We start from the raw sequence: 22,288 nt of genomic DNA on the forward strand, positions 1-22,288 counted from the left end.
GGGTCAGAGCGCAGTGCGTAGCGCGAACAGTTCAGGGAACAACACCACGTCCAGCATCTTGCGCAGGTAGCTTACGCCCGCCGTGCCGCCGGTGCCGGTCTTGAAGCCGATGATGCGCTCGACCGTGGTCACGTGGCGGAAGCGCCAGAAGCGGAAGGCGGTCTCGAGGTCGACCAGTTTTTCAGCCAGCTCGTACAGCGCCCAGTGCTTGTCCGGCTCCTGGTAGACGGCAAGCCAGGCCGCCTTGACCGACTCGTCGGCCTCGGTCGGCAGGGTGGCGTCGCGCGCCAGGCGTTCGGGCGCGATCGCAAAGCCGCTGCGCGCCAGCAGCCGGATCGCTTCGTCGTAGACCGAGGGCATGTGCAGCTCGCGCTCGAGGATGGCGTGCGCATCCAGGTTCTTCTCGTGCACGGCCAGCAGCGCCGCGTTCTTGTTCCCGAGGATGAATTCGAGCTCGCGGTACTGGTGCGACTGGAAACCTGAGGAGGCGCCCAGATAGGGCCGGATCGCCGTGTATTCCGACGGCGTCATCGTCGCCAGCACGTCCCAGGCATGCACCAGCTGGTCCATGATGCGGGCCACGCGCGCCAGCATCTTGAAGGCCGGATCGAGTTCGCCTGCGCGCAGCTGCACGCGCACGGCGGCCAGTTCGTGCAGCATCAGCTTGACCCACAACTCGCTGGTCTGGTGCTGGATGATGAACAGCATCTCGTTGTGGTTGGGCGAGAGCGGGTGCTGGGCCGACAGGATCTGGCCGAGGCCGAGGTAGTCGCCGTAGCTCATCGACTCCTTGAAGTCCATCTTCGCGCCGTGCCACTCGGCGCCCTTGTTTTGTTGGTCGCTCATCCTGGCCTCAGGTCACGTTGCTGCGCGCGGCAGCGACATCGTAGTCTTCGCGGTCGAGGATGTCCTTGAGGATCGCGACCGCATCCCAGACGTCGGCGAAACCCGTGTACAGGGGCGTGAAGCCGAAGCGCATGATCTCCGGCTCGCGGTAGTCGCCGATCACGCCGCGCGCAATCAGGGCCGCCATCACCGCATAGCCGTGCGGATGGGTGAAGCTGACCTGGCTGCCGCGGCGCGCATGCTCGCGCGGCGTCACCAGGCCGAGCGGGTGGCCTGCACAGAGCGATTCGACCAGCTCGATGAAGAGGTCGGTCAGCGCCAGCGACTTCGCGCGGATCGCCTCCATGCTCGTTTCCTCGAACACCTCGAGACCGCATTCGACCAGCGCCAGCGAGACCACCGGCTGGGTGCCGCACAGCGCGCGGCCGATGCCGTCGCAGGGAGCGAAGCCGTGCGCCATCGCGAAGGGTTTGGCGTGGCTCCACCAGCCGGTCAGCGGGTGATTAAACTGCGCCTGGTGGCGCTCGGGTACCCAGATGAAGGCCGGGGCGCCGGGACCGGCGTTCAGGTATTTATAGGTGCAGCCGACCGCGAAGTCGGCCTCGGCGGCGCGCAGGTCGACCGGCACCGCGCCGGCCGAGTGGGCCAGGTCCCAGACGATCAGCGCGCCGTTCTGGTGGGCGTGCCGGGTCAGGGCCGCCATGTCGTGCTGGTAGCCGGTGCGGTAGTTGACGTGGGTGAGCATGACGACCGCGCAGTCGGCGTCGATTGCGGCCGGTAGTTCCTCGACGGAGTCGACCAGGCGTACGCTGTAGCCGCGATCGAGCCAGCCGGCCAGGCCCTCGGCCATATAGATATCGGTCGGGAAGTTGCTGCGCTCGGTGACGATGACCCGGCGGGCCGCGTTCGGCCCCTCGGCCTGGATGCGGATGGCGGCGGCCAGGGCCTTGAACAGGTTGAGCGAGGTGGTGTCGGTCACCGCGACTTCGCCGCTGCCGGCGCCGATCAGGGGCGCCAGGCGGTCGCCCAGGCGCTTCGGCATGTCGAACCAGCCGGCCGTGTTCCAGCTGCGGATCAGGTCGTTGCCCCATTCCTGGGCGACCACCTCGTGAGCGCGGGCCAGGGCCGCGCGCGGGCGGGCGCCGAGCGAATTGCCGTCCAGGTAGATGACGCCTTGCGGCAGGTCGAAGCGCTCGCGCAGGGGCGCCAGCGGGTCTTGCGCATCGCGCGCGAGGCAATCGGCGCGGGTGATCGGGGTTGCGGTCATGGGTAGCGTGTCCGGTAGGGAGTCTCGTCGGGCGGCAGTGTAGCAAGAAAAGGGCGCCTGGAGATGGCCGGTCGATGACGCTTTGACATTCTTTTCGCTCGCTTCGCCCGGCGCGGCGCTGTGTTTGAACTTTTTTTAAATTTTTTTGGCAACAACCCTAAAGTTCCCGGAAGTGCCGCCGTAAAGGGTACAGAAGGCGCGGTTTCGGGTGGCTAAAAAATATTTCAAAAATATTTTTCAAAAACCCTAAAGTTCCCGCCGGCGTTGCCGTTAAAGGTGCAGAAGGGCAGGAAGCAGGCTTGAAAAATAGTTCAAACCAGCCCTCAAGTTCCGGTTTTGGTTGACGTAAACCAACACAAAGCAACAAACGAGCAAGTCGCCGGACATCATCCGGACAGCAAAAACGGCCCGCTCGACAACATCGAAATCGCCTCCTTGTCATAGGAGCGCATCCCCCATCCGCAAGGGTTTGTCAGACAAACTCCTATAGCGGTCTTCGCTCGTTCCTGACTCAAAATACAGGGTTCATCCGATTCCGCAAAAGTTTCCACACAGTCAGAATCTATCTCACTGGCAACACACACAGCGCCAGGAACAACGATACGACGGAGAATGGAAATGACTGCAAACGACATGATGGCTGAAATCCGGGACGCTAACCTGAGCTACCTGATGCTGGCCCAGCAGATGATCCGCAGCGACAAAGTCACCGCCATCTTCCGTCTCGGCATCTCGGCCGACATCGCCGACCTGATTGAAGGCATGAGCAATGCCCAGATCCTGAAGCTTGCCGGCGGCAACATGATGCTGGCCCGCTTCCGCTTCGACGACACCGCCATCCTGTCGATGCTCACCAGCCACACCAAAGACCGCGCCCTGGCGCAGTCGCACGCCGCCATCCTGATGGCCGGCCAGCCTGCCGAAGAAATCGCGTAAGAACCACGCTGGCGACCCTGCCGCTGGCCGGCGGGTTGGAAATTCCCGCTGAGCTCCGGACTATGGTGTAGGATGGCCGCAGACTGAAGCCGGAGTAGTGGGATGAGCAAGAAAAGCGTCGTATCCGAAGCGCAGGAAATCCAGCTTGCGATCGAACTGATCAACCTGGGAGCGCGCCTGCAGCTCCTCGAGAGCGAAGTCTCGCTGTCGCGCGAGCGCCTGATCAAGCTGTACAAGGAACTGAAAGGCGTGTCGCCCCCCAAGGGCATGCTGCCGTTTTCGACCGACTGGTTCCTGACCTGGCAGCCGAACATCCATTCCTCGCTGTTCATCAACATCTATCATTTCCTGGTCGAACACGCCGGCGCCTCCGGTGTCCAGGCGGTGATGAAAGCCTACAAGCTCTACCTCGAACAGATGCCGGCCGCGCCCGGCGAAGAACCGCTGCTCTCGCTCACGCGCGCCTGGACCCTGGTGCGTTTCTTCCAGAGCAATATGCTGGCGCTGGTCCCTTGCGGCAAGTGCAAGGGCAAATTCGTCGTCAACGCGCTCGACCTCAACAGCGATTACCTGTGCGGCCTGTGCCACATGCCTTCGCGCGCCGGCAAGACGCGCAAGGCGAAAGACGCAGCCAATGCCCAGGCCGAAGCCGACGCCGCCGCAGCCAGGGCGGAAGCGGGCGGCGATGCCGCATCCGGCACCTGAGTTTTCCAGCGATGCACCTGAAGCAGCCATGAAGGGCGGCCGCCTGCTGCGCGTGCCCTCTCTGCGCGCACTGCTGTGCCAGCTCGCCGCCTTCCCGCTGACCCTGGCCGCCGTCTGGCTGCTGGCGCGCGCCGGCGCCAGCCCCTCCTACCTGCATGCCGCCCTGCTGCAGGGCGTTTTCGCCGCGCTGCTGACCTGGCGCTGGCGCCTCGCCCCCTGGTGGATCGCCATCGGCCTGCTGTTCCCGCTCGCGCTATACGGCGCCAGCGGCCTTGACGTGCCGCCGAGCCTCTTCCTCGGCATCTTCCTGTTCATGCTGGTGCTGTACTGGTCGACCTTCCGCACCCAGGTGCCGTATTACCCGTCCGGCAAGACCGCCTGGGCCGTGGTGGCCGGGCAGCTTCCCGAGGGCAGGGCGCTCAAGGTCATCGATATCGGCAGCGGCCTCGGCGGCCTGGTGCTCGACCTGGCGCGGCGCCGTCCGGATGCCGAGGTGACCGGGATCGAGCTGGCGCCGCTGCCCTGGCTGGCCAGCTGGCTGCGCGCCCGTTTCTCGCGCAGCCGCGCCCGTTTCATCCTCGGCGACTATGAAAAGCTTGATTTCGCCGGCTTCGACGCCGTCTTCGCCTACCTGTCGCCGGCCGCGATGACCGCCCTGTGGCACAAGGCGCAACGCGAGATGCGTCCGGGCAGCATCTTGATGAGCTACGAGTTCGCGATCGACGGCCATCCCCCGACCTTATCTCTCTATCTACAAGATACGGGTCGAACTCTGTATATATGGCACTTTTAGGAGACAATCCGGGCCTTTTTACTTGCCCAGAGGCTATTCTCCAGCTATTGTTCCAGCTGCAGTAGTTCCGTGAATAAATATTTTCTCTGAGACATTCTGTCTCGGATTCCACGTTCGCCAAGCCACCCCCGGCCCCTTCTGGAGCAGCTTTTGTTAGTCATTATCGGTTACGTCATCGTTTGCGCCTCGGTGTTCGGCGGCTTCATCCTGGCCGGCGGCCATGCAGCCATCCTGTTCCAGCCGATCGAGCTCTTGATGATCGGTGGTGCGGCCGTCGGCGCATTCTTCGTCGGCAACAACAACAAGTCGATCAAGGCGACGATGAAGGCGCTGCCGACCGTCTTCAAGGGTTCGCAGTACACGCGCGAGATGTACATGGAGCTGATGTCGCTGCTGTTCGACGTGCTCTCGAAGGTGCGCAAGGAAGGCCTGATGTCGATCGAAGGCGACATCGAGGCGCCGGAAGCGAGCCCGCTGTTTTCCAAGTACCCGCTGGTGCTGGCGGACCACCACATCATCGAATTCATGGCCGACTACCTGCGCCTTATGGTCTCGGGCAACATGGACGCCTTCCAGATCGAGAACCTGATGGACAACGAGATCGAAACCCACCACCATGAAGGCGCGGTGCCGGCCCACGTCATCGCCAAGCTGGGCGACGGCCTGCCGGCCTTCGGTATCGTCGCCGCGGTCATGGGCGTGGTGCACACGATGGAATCGGTGGGCATTCCACCGGCCGAACTCGGCATCCTGATCGCCAAGGCGCTGGTCGGCACCTTCCTCGGCATTTTGCTCGCCTATGGCTTCGTGGCGCCGCTGGCCAGCCTGCTCGAGCAGAAACTGGACGAATCGTCGAAGATGTTCCAGTGCGTGAAGGTCACGCTGCTCGCCAGCCTGAACGGCTACGCGCCGGCGCTGGCAGTCGAATTCGGCCGCAAGGTGCTGTACTCGACCGAGCGCCCGTCCTTCGCCGAGCTGGAAGAGCACATCAAGAAATCGAAGAGCAAGTAAGCTTCGCCGCCATTTAACCTGACCACAGTACGGAACCTGCATGGCTGACGAAGGAATGCGCCCGATTATCGTCAAGCGGATCAAGAAGACCGCTGGCGGGCACCATGGCGGCGCCTGGAAGATTGCCTACGCCGACTTCGTGACGGCGATGATGGCCTTCTTCCTCCTGATGTGGCTGCTCGGCTCGACCTCCAAGGGCGACCTCGAGGGCATCGCGGAACACTTCAAGAACCCGCTGAAGGTCGCGATGGAAGGCGGCTCGGGCTCGGGCGACAGTTCCTCCGTCATCAAGGGCGGCGGCACCGACCTGACGCGCCGCAACGGCCAGGTCAACAAGGGCGATACCGAAACCAACCGCAAGACCTACGACCTGAACGCTGCCAAGGAAGCCCTCGAGCGCGCCGAAGGCGAGCGCCTGAAAACCCTGAAGGCCAAGATCGAGGCGGTCATCGAGGCCAATCCGACGCTCAAGAAATACCAGAACCAGCTGCTGCTCGACATCACCAGCGAAGGCCTGCGCATCCAGATCGTGGACGAGCAGAACCGCCCGATGTTCGCGCTGGCCAAGGCGACCCTGCAGCCCTACACCAGCGAGATCCTGAACGTGCTCGGTTTTGTCCTGAACGACGTGCCGAACCGGATCGGCCTGTCCGGCCACACCGATTCGACCCCGTACTTCAGCGACGCCGGCTACAGCAACTGGGAACTGTCGGCCGACCGCGCCAACGCCTCGCGCCGCGCGCTGGTCGTTGGCGGCCTGTCTGACGAGAAGATCCTGCGCGTGGTGGGCCTGGCCGCGGCGGCGCCGCTCGACCGCGCCGACCCGTTCAACCCGATCAACCGCCGTATCAGCATCATCGTGATGAACAAGCGCACCGAGGACGCCGTCATGCGGGACGCGGCCACCCTCGACGTGCCGGCCAATGACAGCACGGCCGCCGCACAGGCCGTGACAGCCGCCGTACCGTCACCGGCCGGCACGGCAAAGTAAAGCGCGGGACAGAATCGAGGACCATGATGGCTAGAAAAAAAATTTTGGGATCGCACGTGAAGCGCCTGCTGTCGGGCGTCTCCACGCATGGCCGGCGCCACCTCAGCGAAGTCGAGACCGACCTGCTGCAGACCGGATTGCTGCTCGAGGAAGCGGTCGAGAAGCTGACCACCAGCTTCATCGCGATCCACAGCACGGTCGGCGCGCGCCAGGAAGCGATCGACCGCCTGCTTGCCGGCGGCACCCCGACCCCGGAAGACAGCGCCAAGCTGGCGGCGATGTCGGGCGACATCGGCACCCACGTGAACACGGCGATCACCAGCATGCAGTTCCAGGACATGACGAGCCAGCTGATCGACCGGACCCTGAAACGCGTGACGGGCCTGCGCGAATTCCTCGGCACGCTCGACGAACACGGTTCGACGATCCGTCCGGAGACGGGCAGCGACGAAATCGTCGAGCGCCTCGGCAAGGTCAGCATGGCGCTGGCGGTCCAGTCGCTGGAACTGCGCAGCGTCTTGCGCAAGTCGGTCGAACAACAGCATCTCGAAAGCGGCGACATCGAACTGTTCTGACCGCGTTCAGTCGGTTCGGCGCCCCCCAACACTACGAAAAAACAGCAGGAGCACAACATGGCTAAAACAATTCTCGCAGTCGACGATTCGAGCTCGCTGCGCCAGATGGTGGCCTTCAGCCTGAAGGCGGCCGGCTACCAGGTGGTCGAAGCGGTCGATGGCCAGGATGGCCTGGACAAGGCCAAGAACCAGGTCGTCGACCTGGTCCTGACCGACCAGAACATGCCGCGCATGGACGGCCTGTCGCTGATCAAGCACCTGCGCGGCCTGCCCGAGTACCAGAAGGTACCGATCCTGATGCTGACCACCGAATCGTCGGACGAAATGAAGTCGAAAGGCCGCGCGGCCGGTGCGAACGGCTGGCTGGTCAAGCCCTTCGATCCCCAGCGCCTGATCGAAGTCGTCAAAAAAGTAATCGGCTAACGCAATGACGCAGCGCCGAATGCACGGGCTTGGATTTATCCGCAGGGTTTCAGCATGACGATCGACATCAGCCAGTTTTACCAGGTCTTTTTCGACGAGGCCGAAGAGCTGCTCGCCGAAATGGAGCGGCTGCTGCTCGCCGTCGACGTGGCCGCGCCCGACGCGGAAGACCTGAACGCGATCTTCCGCACCGCGCACTCGGTCAAGGGCGGCGCCTCGACCTTCGGCATCACCGACATGAGCGAAGTCACGCACGTGCTCGAGTCGCTGCTGGACCGCATCCGCAAGGGAGAGATGGCGCTCACCTCGCAGCACGTGGACGCCTTCCTGGCCGCCAAGGACACGCTCAAGATGCAGCTCGACGGCCACCGCAACGGTTCGCCCGTCGACCAGGACAGCGTGGCCAACGTGCGCATGGTGCTGCACGACCTGTCCGAAGGCCTGGTGCCCGCGGCCAGCGTGGTCGTGCCCTCCTTTTTGCATGCCGAGCCGAAGGCCCAGGCGCAGGCAGGCGAGGGCGCGCGCCGCTACAAGATCGAACTGCCCGGCGTGCCCCAGCGCGACGTCAACGCGCTGGTCGAGGAGCTGGGCCTGATGGGACGCGTGTCGGTCACGCCGCTCGAAGGCGGGCGCAGCGCGCTCGTCATCACCACCCACGAGAGCCTGGAAGACATCGTCGCGATCTGCTCCTTCGTGCTCGATCCTGACGAACTGAAGATCTTCGAGGCGCCGCCGCTCACGGCGGAACAGCGCGCGATCGAGGCCGCCGAGCGCGCCCGCATCGAGGACGACCAGGGCTACGGCTTCTTCGATCCGGTCGACGAGGAGCCGGCGCCCGCCGCCGAGCTGTCCGACGACGAGCGCGGCTACGGTTTCTTCCAGCCGATCGAGCAGATCCGCGCCCTGGCCGGCGTCGAGCCGGCGGCGCCGAACGGCGCTGTCGCACCGGCGGCCAGCAACGTCATCGAGATCGCCGAGAAAAAGGCAGTGAAGAAGGACGAGAAGGGCGCCGAGTCCTCGTCGATCCGCGTCTCGGTCGAAAAGGTTGACCAGCTCATCAACCTGATCGGCGAGCTGGTGATCACCCAGGCGATGATCGAGCAGCGTTCCAGCGGGCTCGACCCGATGCTGCACGAACGCCTGCTGTCCTCGGTCGGCCAGCTCACGCGTAACACGCGCGAACTGCAGGAAGCGGTGATGTCGATCCGCATGATGCCGATGGACTTCGTCTTCTCGCGCTTCCCGCGCATGGTGCGCGACCTGGCCGGCAAGCTCGGCAAGAAGGTCGACTTCATCACCCACGGCGCCGCCACCGAACTGGACAAGGGCCTGATCGAGCGCATCGTCGACCCGCTGACCCACCTGGTGAGGAACAGCATCGACCACGGCATCGAAATGCCGGAAACGCGCCGCGCCGCCGGCAAGTCGGACGCCGGGCGCCTGTTCCTGTCGGCCGGCCACCAGGGCGGCAACATCGTCATCGAGGTAGCCGACGACGGCGCCGGCCTGAACCGCGAGCGCATCCTGGCGAAAGCGGCGCAGAACGGGCTGGCCGTGTCCGACAACATGACGGACGCCGAAGTCTGGCAGCTGATCTTCGCGCCGGGCTTTTCGACGGCCGACGTGGTCACCGACGTGTCGGGCCGCGGCGTCGGCATGGATGTTGTCAAACGTAATATCACTTCCATGGGCGGCTCGGTCGACATCCGCTCCGCCCGTGGTTTCGGCACCACGATTTCGATCTCTTTACCGCTGACACTCGCCATTTTGGACGGGATGACTATACGTTGCGGTGAGGAAATCTATATCCTTCCATTAGGCTATGTCGTCGAGTCGCTGCAGCCGCGGCGCGAAGACATCCGCGACATCGCCGGCCGCGGCCAGGTGCTGAAGGTGCGCGGCGAATACCTGCCGCTGATTGCCCTGCATGGCGTGTTCGGGATTGCCGCCCGCGTGCAGGACCCGGCCGACGGCATCGTCGTCATCCTCGAGTCCGAGGGCAAGCGCGCCGCCCTGCTGATCGACGACCTGGTCGGCCAGCAGCACGTGGTCGTGAAGAACCTGGAGGCCAACTACCGCAAGGTAGCCGGCATTTCCGGGGCGACGATCCTGGGCGACGGCGGCGTGTCGCTGATTCTCGACGTGGCGGCGCTGGTGCGCTCGTCGCGCCAGGTGGCCGACGAAGCGGCTGCCTGATATCTAACTGAAAACGAGGAAATTCCCATGTCCATGACCCCAACCATCTCCCATGCCAACGACGGCGCCGGCAGCGAATACCTTGCCTTCACGCTGGGCTCGGAAGAATACGGCATCGACATCCTGAAGGTGCAGGAAATCCGCGGCTACGAAGCCGTGACCCGCATCGCCAACGCGCCCGAATTCATCAAGGGCGTGATCAACCTGCGCGGCATCATCATCCCGGTGGTGGACATGCGCATCAAGTTCAAGCTCGGCACGCCGACCTACGACCAGTTCACGGTCGTCATCATCCTGAACATCGCCGGCCGCGTGATGGGCATGGTGGTCGACAGCGTCTCCGACGTCACCACGCTCACGCCGGACCAGGTCAAGCCTGCGCCGGACATGGGCACGGCCTTCAGCTCGGACTACCTGATCGGCCTCGGCACGGTCGACGAGCGCATGCTGATCCTGGTCGACATCGACCGCCTGATGTCGTCGGCCGAAATGGGTCTGATCGATAATAAACTGGCAGCCTGAGGAAAGCCCGATAAACCTACTGCGCGTCGGATTTTTGCCCTGCGATGCTCGCTGTACCAGAGTACAGCTGCGCTTCTCGGACAAAACTCCTTCCGCTCGCTACGGTTTCTCGAGCTTTCGAGACAGCACGGCGCAAAACAAATGCCATTCCACTGGTAGAAACGAAGGCAGGCAACGTGCCGTTACAGAAATCCGATACGGTCAAGGAATTTGACTTCAAGCGCGCCGACTTCGAGCGCGTGCGCGCCCTGATCTACAGCCGCGCCGGCATCTCGCTGGCCGACAGCAAGCAGGAAATGGTCTACAGCCGCCTGGCGCGGCGCCTGCGCGCGACCGGCATCCAGTCCTTCGCCAAATACCTCGACGACCTGGAAGCAGGGCGCATGAAGGAGGAGTGGGAGTCGTTCACGAACGCGCTGACGACCAACCTGACGTCCTTCTTCCGCGAAGCCCATCATTTCCCGCTGCTGGCGGAGCACGTGCAGGCGCTGCGCGCCCGTGACAATGCGCCTTTGACCATCTGGTGCTCGGCCAGTTCGACCGGCGAAGAACCGTACTCGATCGCCATGACCCTGTGCGAGGCCTTCAATACCTTGACCCCGCCGGTGCAGGTCATCGCGACCGACATCGACACCAATGTGCTGGCCACCGCCAGCGAAGGCGTGTACGGGATCGAGCGCGTGGAAAAGATGTCGCAGGAGCGCCTCAAGCGCTTCTTCCTGCGCGGCAAGGGACGCCACGAAGGCATGGTGCGGGTGCGCCCGGAATTGCGCCAGCTGGTGACCTTCCGCCAGCTCAACCTGCTGGACGACAGCTGGGCGCTGGGCGGACAGCATGGCGGGCAATTCGACGCCATCTTCTGCCGCAACGTGATGATTTATTTTGACAAGGAAACGCAGCGCAAGATCCTGTCGCGCTTCGTGCCCCTGATGAAGCCGCACGCGCTGCTGTTCGCCGGTCATTCCGAAAACTTCCTGTACGTATCCAACTCGCTGCGCCTGCGCGGCAAGACCGTCTACGAACTGAATGACCGTCGCGCTTAAGCAGGATTTGACATGCACACCAACAACCAGTTCGCCACCAACGTCTACTACGACCGCACCTTCGACTGCGACGCGGCGAAGATCCTGCCGGGCGAGTACTACTACACCGGCAAGAACATGCTGATCGTGACCGTGCTCGGTTCCTGCGTGTCGGCCTGCATCCGCGACCGCGTGATGGGCCTGGGCGGCATGAACCACTTCATGTTGCCCGACGGCGGCGGCGACGCCGGCAGCCCGGTGTCGGCCTCGATGCGCTACGGCACCTACGCGATGGAAGTCCTGATCAACGACCTGCTGAAGGCGGGCGCGCGCCGCGAGCACCTGGAAGCCAAGGTGTTCGGCGGCGGCGCCGTGCTGCGCGGCTTCACGGCGATGAACGTAGGTGAGCGCAACGCCGCCTTCGTGATGAATTTCCTGAAGACCGAACGCATCCCGGTGCTGGCCGAAGACCTGAACGACATCCACCCGCGCAAGGTGTATTTCTTCCCGCGCACGGGCAAGGTGCTGGTCAAGAAACTGATGCAAACCCGGAACGATACCCTCGCCAAGCGCGAACTCGACTACGCCAAGCGCCTCAAGGTCGAGCCGGTGGGCGGCGAGATTGACCTGTTCTGAAGGGATAGAGAATGAAAACGAAGGTCCTGATCGTCGACGACTCGGCCCTGATCCGCAGCGTGATGAGCGAAATCGTGAATTCGCAGCCCGACATGGAAGTGGTCGCCACGGCGCCCGATCCGCTCGTCGCGCGCGAACTGATCAAGAAACACAATCCCGACGTGCTGACGCTCGACGTCGAGATGCCGAAGATGGACGGGCTCGACTTCCTGGAAAAGCTGATGCGCCTGCGCCCGATGCCGGTGCTGATGGTGTCGAGCCTGACCGAGCGCGGCTCGGAAATCACGATGCGCGCGCTGGAACTGGGCGCGGTCGACTTCGTGACCAAGCCCAAGCTCTCGATCCAGGCCGGCATGCGCGAGTACACCGAGCTCATCGCCGACAAGATCCGCGCCGCCGCCCGTGCGCGCGTGAAACGTGTCAGCGCGAGCGCGGCGCCGACGACCAGCCTGCCGCAACTGCGCAGCCCGCTCACCTCGTCGGAAAAACTGATCATCATCGGCGCCTCGACCGGCGGCACCGAGGCAATCCGCGAATTCCTGATGCAGATGCCCTCGGACTGCCCCGGCATCCTGATTGCCCAGCACATGCCGGAAGGTTTCACCAGCTCGTTCGCGAAGCGCCTCGATGCGCTGTGCAAGATCCGCGTGCTGGAAGCGGCCGGCAACGAGCGCGTGCTGCCCGGCCACGCCTACATCGCCCCGGGCCACTCGCACCTGCTGCTGGCGCGTTCCGGCGCCAACTACATGACCAGGATCGAGCAGAGCGAACCGGTCAACCGGCACCGGCCATCGGTCGACGTGCTGTTCCGCTCGGCGGCGATTGCCGCCGGCAAGAACGCGGTCGGCGTCATCCTGACAGGAATGGGAAAAGACGGCGCTGCTGGTATGCTTGAAATGAAAAACGCGGGCGCGCAGAATTTCGCCCAGGACGAGGCGTCCTGCGTCGTGTTCGGCATGCCGCGCGAAGCCATTGCCATCGGTGCCACCCACGAAGTGGCCCCGTTGACCGCGCTGCCGGGCCTGGTGCTCGGCCACATGTCGGCCCACGGCGGCCGAGCGTTGCGCGTTTGATCCGGATCGACTCGCGAGTGTCCCTTTTTGGCCCGTTTTATAGCCGTACAGAAACAAAACTGCTATTCTTGGGTCTGCTCGATGCTGCTGATGCTGCTGATCGCAGCGACTCAAGCCACACTAACCATAGTAAAAGAATCAACGGAGTAATTCATGGCTGATCCAAAGATGCGTTTCCTGGTTGTAGACGATTTCTCGACGATGCGCCGCATCGTCCGGAATCTGTTGAAAGAACTGGGCTACGCCAATGTCGACGAAGCGGAAGACGGCGTGATGGCATTGGCCAAGCTGCGCAGCGAGACCTTCGACTTCGTGGTCTCGGACTGGAACATGCCTAACATGGACGGTCTGACCATGCTGCAGAACATCCGCGCCGATCCCGCGCTGGCCAAGCTGCCGGTGCTGATGGTGACCGCGGAAGCGAAGAAGGAAAACATCATCGCGGCCGCCCAGGCCGGCGCCAGCGGTTACGTGGTCAAGCCGTTCACGGCCGCCACGCTCGACGAAAAGCTGAACAAGATCTTCGAGAAAATGGAAAAGGCGTAATCATGCTCCAGTCCAGCGCCGAGCTTGCGTCGCACGAGGAAGTCCTGAGCCGGGTCGGTCACATGACGCGCACGCTGCACGACAGCCTGCGCGGCCTGGGACTGGACAAGCTGGTCGAGAAGGCGGCAAGCGACATCCCCGATGCGCGCGACCGTCTCGACTACGTGGCGCGGCTGTCCGAACAGGCTGCCCGGCGCGTGCTCGATGCAACGGACGCGGCCAGCCCGCTGCAGGACGCGATCGAGAGCCGCAGCGCCGAGGTGCGCACCCAGTGGCAGGCGCTGCTGGACAGCGATACCACCGGCGACGCGCCCTGGCGTGCACTGGCGGAACGCACCGTGGCTGCCATGCTTGAAACCGAGCGCGCGGCGACCGCCACCCGCGCCGAGCTGATGAACATCATGCTGGCGCAGGACTTCCAGGACCTGACCGGCCAGGTGATCGGCAAGATCACCTCGATCGCCCAGGACCTCGAAAAACAGCTGGTACAGGTACTGATCGATTTCGCCCCGAGCGAAATCCGGCGCGACCTCGACAACGGCCTGCTGAACGGGCCGCAGATCAAGCCCGAGGGCAACGTCGAAGTCGTGGCGAACCAGGGGCAGGTCGACGACCTGCTCGACAGCCTGGGGTTTTAAGGCGCCAAAGCCAGGGCGGCGCCAGGCCGCCATCCGATTTCTTCGCGCGACTTTCCATGCATCACACTAATTACATTGTTCGCGAACCGCTGCTCGATCCTGCGCAGCGGGTCATCGGTTACGAATTGCTGTGGCAGCGGGGCGCCCAGCCCGTCCCCGATGCCGAACTGGAAGCGCTCGTCGGCTTCGTCGCCGAGCACGTCCAGGACGAGGACCACGGCTGGCTGCTGCGCGACAAGCAGCTGTATCTCGACGCCGTGCCGGCCATGCTCTCGACCGACGCGCTGTTCGCGCTGCCGCCCGAACGCACCGTGCTGAGCCTGCAGGCGCGCCACCTGATGGACCCGAATGCCCGCGCCGCCATCCAGGCCGTGCGCACCGGCGGGGTCGGCATCTCGATCCGCGGCCTCGAACCCAAGCACATCACCAAGGCACTGACTCCCTACGCCTCGCACGTCGAGATGCGCTTCGCCGGCATCAACGTCGCCGAGCAGGCGCGCAGCTACGCGGCCGCCAAGCAGTCGGCGCTGCGCATGGTGGGGCGCCCGGTGAGCAACTGGATCGACTACGACGCCTGCGCCACGCTCGGCCTCGACGCTTTCGTCGGCAAGCTGCACCTGACCCCGCGCCCCGGCAACCAGGTCAAGGGCCTGAACCCGGCCCAGACCATCATCCTGCAACTGATGCAGATGGTGCAGAACAACGAAGACATCCCCAAGCTTGAAAGCGTGCTCAAGCGCGACCCGGCGCTGACCTACAAGCTGCTGCGCAACATCAACTCGGCCGGCTTCGGCGCCGGCCGCGAAGTGCAGACTATCCGCCAGGCCATCAGCCTGATGGGCTACGCCCCCCTGTACCGCTGGCTGACCCTGCTGCTGGCCGGCGCCAGCGAGAGCGGCTACTCGCCGGTGCTGATGGAAACGGCCGTCGTGCGCGGCCGCCTCACCGAACTGCTGGGCCTGCATACGCTGCCGAAGGGGGAGGGCGAGAACCTGTTCGTCGCCGGCATGTTCTCCCTGCTCGACCGCCTGCTCGGGCTGCCGATGCAGCAGGTGCTGGAAACGATCCCGCTGCCGCCCGAAGTCGTGCGCGCGCTGATGCGTCGCGAAGGCATGTACGGGCCTTACCTGGCCCTGGCCGAAGCCTGCGAGCTCAGCTCGAACCTGGTCGGTTCGCTGGCCGGCTCGCTCGACATCAGCCCGTTCGAGGTCAACAAGGCGCACCTGTCGGCGCTGGCGTGGGCGCAGGCGGTGACGCAGTAAGCAAGGTCAACCCACCTGCTCAGCGATGCCGGTGATTGTCCAATCACCGGCTCTCCACACCCTATTCTGAACCTTCCTTTTGCCAGGATGCGCTGGCACGCACGCATGTTTGCCGGCGCTGGCATGACCGGCGCAGGCGATTGCTTGCAAGACTGCTATCGGACGTTGTAAATCGGCGACCATCTATTGCCTGTCCTGCTACAGTATGTCGATTTTTCATTCCTCAGCCGATTTTTAACGTTTCGTAGGAGTTATCCTACGGAAACATGTTGCGTGGTGCGCCCGGGAGAGGCGTTACACGTCATGACCCATCCACAGCGGCTCTGTACATCATGAAAATTTCGAACTTAAAAATCGGCACCCGGCTGACCGGCGCATTCGCCCTGATCCTTTTGTTGCTTGGCATCGTGCTTGCCAGTGCGCTATGGCAGCTCCAACGAATCGACGTCGCGAAATCGACGATGGTGGAAGCGCACCATAAGGCCAAACTGGCCGCCGCCTGGCGCGAGGGCGTGGCCACGAACAGCGTGCGCACCCTGGAAAAGGCACGCAGTACCGATCCGGTGGAGGAGCAGGCGATCGACGCCGAGATGAAGGAGGTCAGCGCGCAGGTCAATAAAGTGCAGAAGGAACTCGAAGGGCTGGTGTCGAGCGAAAAAGGTAAAGCCAACCTCAAGGCAGTGGCAGAGCAGCGCACGATCTATACGGCTGTTCGTAACGACACCTTCAAACGCAAGGCGGACGAGGGCGTCAGCCCGGCATTCAAGGCGGCTGTGACCGACAAGATGGTCCCTGAAATGAAGAAGTACCTTGCCAAGGTCGACGATGTCGCTGCTTTCCAGGACACGCTTTTCGAAGACGCCAATCGCAACATCGACGAGGTCTATGCTGACTCCAAGAAGTTCCTGATCGCCCTCGGAGTCATTGCCCTGGCATGCGGAGTCGCCCTCGGCGTGACGCTTACCCGCAGCATCACGCGACCCCTTGCGCGCGCCGTCGGTCTCGCCCAGCAGGTGGCCTCCGGCGACCTGACGGCGGATATCCGGGTGACGTCCAAAGACGAAGTCGGCGTCCTTCTGTCCGCGCTCAAGGAGATGAACGGCAGCCTGTTTGCAACGGTCGCGGAGGTGCGCTCCGGTACGGATACCATCGTCACTGCTTCTCAACAGATTGCCGCCGGCAATCTCGATCTGTCTTCACGTACTGAACAGCAGGCAGGTTCGCTCGAAGAAACTGCTTCATCGATGGAAGAGCTGACCGGAACCGTGCGCCAGAATGCCGATAATGCACGCCAGGCAAATACCCTGGCACAAAATGCCTCGAGCATCGCAACGCGCGGCGGAGAGGTGGTGTCGCAGGTTGTCCAGACGATGGCGTCGATTAACGAGTCCTCCAAAAAGATCGCCGACATTATCGCCGTCATCGACGGGATTGCCTTCCAGACGAACATCCTGGCGCTGAACGCCGCTGTCGAAGCGGCACGCGCCGGTGAACAGGGGCGCGGCTTTGCCGTCGTCGCGTCGGAGGTGAGGAATTTGGCACAGCGCTCGGCGGCTGCAGCAAAAGAGATTCGCACGCTGATCAGCGACTCGGTGGAGAAGGTCGATGTCGGCGGTACACTCGTGCAGGAAGCGGGCAAAACGATGCAGGAGATCGTCCACGGGATTACGCGCGTGACCGATATCATGTCCGAAATCGCAAGCGCGAGTGTCGAACAGACGCTGGGGATCGAGCAGGTCAATTCCGCGATCACGCAGATGGACGCAGTGACGCAACAGAATGCCGCATTGGTCGAGGAAGCGGCGGCTGCTGCAAGCTCGCTCGAAGACCAGGCAGCATCGTTGGCGCAACTGGTCAGCACTTTCAAGCTTGAGAGCGATGGCGTCAGTGGCAAGCGCATGGCTGCGCCTGCACTCGGCACGGCATCGACGCCGGCTGCCTCGCGTCGACTGGCACTGCAATAAGGGTTCGGCCGGCACCTGCCGGCGTGAACGGTCCAAGGGACGAACGCTCCGTTCGTCAGTATCCCTGGTCAGGACCGATACGCGCCCCAGCGGTGCCCGGAGCCAGGCACGCGCAGTTGGCGAAACCAAAGGGGGAGGCTATGGCGGGTCCGTCTAGCGGACCCGCCGGCCCCAAGCTTACTTGCCGATCACAACCGGCTCGTCGAAGCCCAGCGCCTTCATCCGCGGCAGCTGCGTCTTGCCATCGCCCACCACCAGCCACACCATCTTCGACGGATCGAGGTACTTGGTCGACAGGGCTTGGATTTGCGGCAGGGTCATCGCCTTGACGATCTGTTCGCGCTCCTTGACGTAGTCCGGGCGCCAGCCGTACTTGCTGATGTTGTCGAGCATGCCCAGCTTGGCCGAGGCCGTCTCGAAGGCGCGCGCGTTGCTCTTGACGAGGAAGTTTTTCGTCGTCTCCAGGTCGGCCGCCGTGTAGGTCGCCGGGTAGTCCTGCAGGATCTGTTTCACCAGCTGGGTCGACTCGAGGGTGACGTTGCTGCGCACGCCGCTGGCGACGACGAAGGGGCCGGCGCTCTTGCTTCCGGAGAAGTTCGAGTTGATGCCGTAGGTGTAGCCCTTGCCTTCACGCAGCTGCTGGGTCAGGCGCGACGCGAAGCCGCCGCCGCCCAGGATGTAGTTCATGACAGTCGCCGGGTAATAGTCCGGGTCGGTGACGGCCAATGCGCGGTAGCCCACGTGCAGCACCGACTGCTTCGCGTCCGGCACGTCGACGAAATAGACTTTGGCAGGCGTCGGGCCGGCTGCGTTGGACGCTGCCGGCAGCTTGACCGGCTTGGCCTTCCACTCGCGGTTGAGCTGGGCGAGCGAACGCGTAATGTCGGGCTTCGGCAGGGCGCCGACCACGTGCATGCGCGCGACCGAGGGCGAGAGGTTGGCGCGGTAGTAGTCCTTCAGGTCGTCGATCGTGATCGCGTTCACGGTCTCGGCAGTGCCGAGGATGTTGCGCGAGCGGATGTCGTCCTTGCCGTAGATGAGCTTGGCGAAGTTGATGCTGGCCAGCGCGTTCGGGTCGGCTTCCTGCTGGCGGATCTGGCTCAGCACGCTCTGCTTGATCAGCGCGAATTCCTTCTCGTCCCAGCGCGGCTGCAGCAGGATTTCCCGGACCAGGGCCAGGGTGGCGTCATAGTTGCGGGCGAGGGTGGTGACGCTGATGCGCACGTCCTCGGTACGCGCCGACATGTTGATCGTCGCGCCCAGCTGCTGGATCGCCTCTTCCAGTTCCTGCGGGGTCTTGTTGGCGGTGCCCTGGGTCATCAGGCGCGCCATCAGGTTGGCGACGCCCACCTTGTCGAGCCGGTCGAGCAGCAGGCCGCCGTCGATGGCGATATCGAACTGGACCAGCGGCACTTCCTTGTTCTCGATGCCGACCACGCGCATGCCGTTCGACAGCTTCGTATCCCAGACCTGCGGCACCTTGACCGCAGGCGACGGGCCGTATGGCGGCTCCTTGCTGCGGTCGAACGAGGACGGGGTCTTCGTGTAGCTCGCGTTCTGGCTCGGATCGACCGCGTTTTCCGCGCCTTGCACGACCTTCTCTTCGACAACCTCGGCCTTGGCCGAGCCGCTCAGGGCCAGCGCCAGCTTGCCTTTCGGGACGAAACTGGTCGCCACATACGGCTTGTTCTTGATATAGGTGTCGTACACGCGGCGCACGTCGGCCGTCGTCACCGCCAGCGTCTTCTTGACGCCTTCTGCGACGTAGCCCGGATTGCCGGTCAGGTAGTTGTATTCGGCCAGCAGCGCCGACTTGCCGAGCACGCTGGAGACCGAGTTGTAGAAACGGGTCTCGAGGCCGGCCTTGATCCGGTTCAGGTCCTTCTCGGAAATGCCTTCCTTTTCGAACTTGGCGAAGGCCTGGTCGACCGAGGCGGCGACCTCGTCGAGCGGCTTGCCTTCGAAGGCGCGGATGCGCATGCGGAACTGGCCGGCCAGCTCGGAGGTGAAGTTGACCATCTGGACGTTCGGCGCCAGCTTGTCCTCTTCCACCAGCACCTGGTAGAAGGGCGCGCGCTTGGTCTGGGACAGGTATTCGGCCAGCACTTCCAGCGCATAGGCGTCGTCGTGCAGGTCCGCGACGGTCGGCCAGGTCATGGTCAGTTCGGGCAGCTTGGCGAAATTGTCTTCGTGGGCCAGCTTGACCGTCTGTTTCACGACGCCCGGACGCTTGGCCATCGGCTTGATCGTGTCACCGCGCTTGATCTCGGAGAAATACTTCTCGACCCACTTGCGCGCCTGCACCGGATCGAAATCGCCGGCCAGTACCAGGGTGACGTTGTTCGGCACGTACCACAGGCGGAAGAATTCCTTCACGTCGTCCAGGGTCGCGTTCTGCAGGTCGTCGAGCGAACCGATGACTTGCCAGTTGTACGGGTGATCCGTTGGGTACAGGGCCTTGTTGATGACGTAGGAGGTGTGGCCGTAGGGCGCGTTGTCCACGCCCTGGCGTTTCTCGTTCTTGACGACCTGTTTTTCCTTGGCCAGCACCGGATCGGTGACCGTGTTGATGAACCAGCCGAGCTTGTCGGCTTCGGCCCAGATCATCTTCTCGAGCGCGTCTTTCGGGACCGTCTGCAGGTAATTGGTGCGGTCCTGCGAGGTCGAGCCGTTGGCGCCGGAGCCCCCGATACGCGCCGTCATCTTGTCGAGGCCGCCCTTGCCCAGGTTCTCGGACTCCAGGAACAGCAGGTGCTCGAACAGGTGGGCGAAACCGGTGCGGCCGGACTTTTCACGGGACGACCCCACGTGGGCGGTCAGGTTGACGGCGACGACCGGATCGGAGCGGTCGATGTGGAAAATGACGTCCATGCCGTTCGGCAGCGTGAACTTCTGGAAGTCCACTTTCAATGCCGTTTTCGACGCAGCCGGTTTGGGTGTCGCGGAATAGGCCGGCACTGCGGCGGTCGACGCGAGGCACGCGGCCAGCAAGAGGGACGGGGGCGAAATCTTCATGCAATCAGATCCTTACAATAGGCCAGCGAGTCTGGGCCGAACGGTCGGTGCGAACCACCTGAGGCTCTGGATAGTATTGCAATTTCCTGATTGCTACAACTTCAGTGTTTCGCCGGCCTTGGCATGGCCGGACCCGGCCCTGCTAGCGCTTGCGGCTGCTCGTCACCAGCCGCTCCAGCGACTGCTGCATCTGCATCTCGATATTGTCGATGCTGCAGCCGATCTGTACCTGCTCGCCCAGCAGGAAGCTGCGGAAAGGGCGCAGGAGGCGGATTTCCAGATCGGCAACGATGGAGAGCGCTGGCCCCAGCTGGAGGCGCACGCTTTTGAGCTTGCGCCCGAGATACAGCTCGGCCGCCTGGTCGGGCGAGGCGCGCAGGCCGACGCCGCCCGTCGAGTAGTCGCACAAGGGCAGTTCGAACTGCTTGTTGAGCAGCGTGAAGGTGGCGGCGTAATTGCCGTTGATGGGGGTGTCGAGGCGCGGTGCGGCGCGCCGGTTCAGGACCAGGCAGGTTTCCGGGAAGACGGCCGGGACCAGGTTCTGCTGGCCGGACAGGGCTGTCCAGTCGCTCTCCAGGTCGAATTGCAGCTTGGCGTTGCCGCCCAGCGCCGCGACGAAGGTCGCGCGGCCGGGGGGAATCCCGAACTCGCCGACGAGGTCGAGCACGAAATGGGGTTCTTCCGGATCGACCGATTCGATGCGCGCCAGCATCGGTTCAGCCTGTCCCTCGGGGTAGATGGTCAGCGGCTCGCCAGACGCGGCCAGTGCAGTGAAGGTTTCGCCGATGTCGTAGGGGTCGCACATGGCGTGCGGCGACAGGTCCGGGCCGATGCGCGCCAGCTGGTCGCTGGGGCGAGGCGAGCCCTTGCGGGGCGGACGGGAAGGGGAATCGGTCACGGCGGCGGTCCTTGCTGGGGAAAGCTGCCCGGCCTGAGCGCCGGGCAGCCGGCAGTATAGCCCGCCGCGCATGCCGTTGCAAAACGTCAAGAACGATTTGCAAAAAGGCAGCAGTTCCCCGGGTCAGATTTCCAGGTTGTCGATCAGGCGGGTGGTGCCGAGCTTGGCCGCTGCGAGCACGACCAGCGGTGCGCCTTCGGCCAGGTCGCCGGCCGAGGGCGGCTGCAGGTCGGCGCGCTTGCGCACCGAGATGTAGTCCGGCTTCCAGCCGCGTGCTGACAGTTGCGCCATCGCCTCGCGCTCGACCGAGAACAGGTCAAGGTGGCCGCCGCGGATCTCGTTCGCGACGAAGTTCAGGCCCTGGTGCAGGGCCGGCGCCTCGGCGCGCTCCTCGGGCGACAGGTACATGTTGCGCGAGGACAGGGCCAGGCCGTCTTCGGCACGGTAGGTTTCGGCGCCGATGATTTCGGTCGGCAGGGCGAACTGGCGCGCCATGTTACGCACGATCATCAACTGCTGGTAATCCTTCTTGCCGAACACGGCCACGCGCGGCTGCACGCAGGAGAAAAGTTTCGTGACGACCGTGCAGACGCCGCCGAAGAAACCCGGGCGGAATTCGCCTTCCAGGGTATTGCCGAGGGCGTCAGGGGGCTGCACGCGGTATTCCTGCGGCTCCGGATACAGGTCCTTCTCGGTCGGCGCGAACAGCACATATACGCCTTCCTTTTCCAGCTTCTCGACGTCGGCCTGGAAGGTGCGCGGGTATTTGTCGAAGTCTTCGTTCGGGCCGAACTGCAGGCGGTTGACGAAGATGGAGGCCACCACCGGGTCGCCGTGCTTGCGCGCCAGGCGCATCAGCGACAGGTGGCCTTCGTGCAGGTTGCCCATCGTCGGCACGAAAGCGGTGCGCAGCTGGCCGCGCATCTGGTCGCGCAGTTCCTCAATGGTCGTAATGATTTTCATGGGTTG

21 protein-coding genes are annotated in these 22,288 nt (G+C 63.8%); 16 read left to right on the top strand and 5 right to left on the bottom strand.

Annotated features, from left to right (window positions below):
* Positions 1-3: 3 nt before the first annotated feature.
* Together kynA and kynU are read right to left on the bottom strand one after the other, a co-directional pair.
* Positions 4-846, bottom strand: coding sequence for a tryptophan 2,3-dioxygenase (gene kynA, locus ACWCIA_RS12505; RefSeq protein ID WP_454163688.1), 843 nt, complete (start codon positions 844-846; stop codon positions 4-6).
* Positions 847-853: 7 nt separating this feature from the next.
* Positions 854-2,113, bottom strand: a complete 1,260-nt coding sequence (gene kynU / locus ACWCIA_RS12510; protein ID WP_454163690.1) for a kynureninase — start codon at positions 2,111-2,113, stop codon at positions 854-856.
* Between the two features lie 618 nt (positions 2,114-2,731).
* Here kynU and flhD point away from each other — a divergent pair.
* The 16 genes from flhD (at position 2,732) to ACWCIA_RS12590 (ending at position 17,406) form a co-directional block, all read left to right on the top strand.
* On the top strand, positions 2,732-3,049 hold the full coding sequence (gene flhD, locus ACWCIA_RS12515) for a flagellar transcriptional regulator FlhD (protein ID WP_379748362.1): 318 nt from the start codon (positions 2,732-2,734) through the stop codon (positions 3,047-3,049).
* Between the two features lie 102 nt (positions 3,050-3,151).
* Positions 3,152-3,754, top strand: coding sequence for a flagellar transcriptional regulator FlhC (gene flhC / locus ACWCIA_RS12520; RefSeq protein WP_454163692.1), 603 nt, complete (start codon positions 3,152-3,154; stop codon positions 3,752-3,754).
* A gap of 28 nt (positions 3,755-3,782) precedes the next feature.
* Complete coding sequence (locus tag ACWCIA_RS12525; protein ID WP_454163694.1) at positions 3,783-4,547, top strand: class I SAM-dependent methyltransferase; 765 nt, start codon at positions 3,783-3,785, stop codon at positions 4,545-4,547.
* A gap of 150 nt (positions 4,548-4,697) precedes the next feature.
* A complete protein-coding gene (gene motA, locus ACWCIA_RS12530; RefSeq protein ID WP_454163696.1) occupies positions 4,698-5,558 on the top strand; it encodes a flagellar motor stator protein MotA in 861 nt (286 codons plus the stop codon).
* 40 nt (positions 5,559-5,598) lie between these two features.
* A complete protein-coding gene (gene motB / locus ACWCIA_RS12535; RefSeq protein ID WP_454163697.1) occupies positions 5,599-6,549 on the top strand; it encodes a flagellar motor protein MotB in 951 nt (316 codons plus the stop codon).
* Between the two features lie 26 nt (positions 6,550-6,575).
* Positions 6,576-7,124: a chemotaxis protein gene (locus ACWCIA_RS12540; RefSeq protein ID WP_454163848.1), complete on the top strand. Its 549-nt coding sequence runs from the start codon at positions 6,576-6,578 to the stop codon at positions 7,122-7,124.
* Between the two features lie 57 nt (positions 7,125-7,181).
* The gene (locus ACWCIA_RS12545; RefSeq protein WP_136218645.1) at positions 7,182-7,547 is read left to right on the top strand and encodes a response regulator; all 366 of its coding nucleotides are present in this window, start codon (positions 7,182-7,184) and stop codon (positions 7,545-7,547) included.
* Positions 7,548-7,601: 54 nt separating this feature from the next.
* A complete protein-coding gene (cheA, locus tag ACWCIA_RS12550; RefSeq protein WP_454163699.1) occupies positions 7,602-9,743 on the top strand; it encodes a chemotaxis protein CheA in 2,142 nt (713 codons plus the stop codon).
* 27 nt (positions 9,744-9,770) lie between these two features.
* Positions 9,771-10,265 (top strand): chemotaxis protein CheW, encoded by a 495-nt coding sequence (locus tag ACWCIA_RS12555; protein ID WP_454163701.1) that lies wholly within the window; start codon positions 9,771-9,773, stop codon positions 10,263-10,265.
* A 176-nt stretch (positions 10,266-10,441) separates the two neighbouring features.
* A complete protein-coding gene (locus ACWCIA_RS12560) occupies positions 10,442-11,308 on the top strand; it encodes a CheR family methyltransferase (RefSeq protein ID WP_454163703.1) in 867 nt (288 codons plus the stop codon).
* A gap of 12 nt (positions 11,309-11,320) precedes the next feature.
* Positions 11,321-11,923 (top strand): chemoreceptor glutamine deamidase CheD, encoded by a 603-nt coding sequence (gene cheD / locus ACWCIA_RS12565; RefSeq protein ID WP_454163705.1) that lies wholly within the window; start codon positions 11,321-11,323, stop codon positions 11,921-11,923.
* 11 nt (positions 11,924-11,934) lie between these two features.
* Positions 11,935-12,996, top strand: a complete 1,062-nt coding sequence (locus ACWCIA_RS12570) for a protein-glutamate methylesterase/protein-glutamine glutaminase (protein WP_454163707.1) — start codon at positions 11,935-11,937, stop codon at positions 12,994-12,996.
* Between the two features lie 153 nt (positions 12,997-13,149).
* A complete protein-coding gene (gene cheY, locus ACWCIA_RS12575) occupies positions 13,150-13,542 on the top strand; it encodes a chemotaxis response regulator CheY (RefSeq protein WP_379785642.1) in 393 nt (130 codons plus the stop codon).
* A gap of 2 nt (positions 13,543-13,544) precedes the next feature.
* Positions 13,545-14,180: a protein phosphatase CheZ gene (gene cheZ, locus ACWCIA_RS12580; protein ID WP_454163709.1), complete on the top strand. Its 636-nt coding sequence runs from the start codon at positions 13,545-13,547 to the stop codon at positions 14,178-14,180.
* A 56-nt stretch (positions 14,181-14,236) separates the two neighbouring features.
* Positions 14,237-15,442: an EAL and HDOD domain-containing protein gene (locus ACWCIA_RS12585; RefSeq protein ID WP_454163711.1), complete on the top strand. Its 1,206-nt coding sequence runs from the start codon at positions 14,237-14,239 to the stop codon at positions 15,440-15,442.
* Positions 15,443-15,774: 332 nt separating this feature from the next.
* Positions 15,775-17,406: a methyl-accepting chemotaxis protein gene (locus tag ACWCIA_RS12590; protein WP_454163713.1), complete on the top strand. Its 1,632-nt coding sequence runs from the start codon at positions 15,775-15,777 to the stop codon at positions 17,404-17,406.
* A gap of 177 nt (positions 17,407-17,583) precedes the next feature.
* On the opposite strand, the gene ACWCIA_RS12595 is transcribed toward ACWCIA_RS12590, so the two are convergent.
* From ACWCIA_RS12595 to panC, 3 genes are all read right to left on the bottom strand, one after another.
* Complete coding sequence (locus tag ACWCIA_RS12595; protein ID WP_454163715.1) at positions 17,584-20,421, bottom strand: M16 family metallopeptidase; 2,838 nt, start codon at positions 20,419-20,421, stop codon at positions 17,584-17,586.
* A gap of 142 nt (positions 20,422-20,563) precedes the next feature.
* Positions 20,564-21,319 (bottom strand): PilZ domain-containing protein, encoded by a 756-nt coding sequence (locus ACWCIA_RS12600; RefSeq protein WP_454163716.1) that lies wholly within the window; start codon positions 21,317-21,319, stop codon positions 20,564-20,566.
* A gap of 123 nt (positions 21,320-21,442) precedes the next feature.
* Positions 21,443-22,282 carry a pantoate--beta-alanine ligase gene (panC, locus tag ACWCIA_RS12605; RefSeq protein WP_454163718.1) on the bottom strand — a complete coding sequence of 280 codons (840 nt, stop codon included), beginning with the start codon at positions 22,280-22,282 and terminating at the stop codon, positions 21,443-21,445.
* Positions 22,283-22,288: the final 6 nt, after the last annotated feature.

This window comes from Massilia sp. SYSU DXS3249, assembly GCF_053668055.1.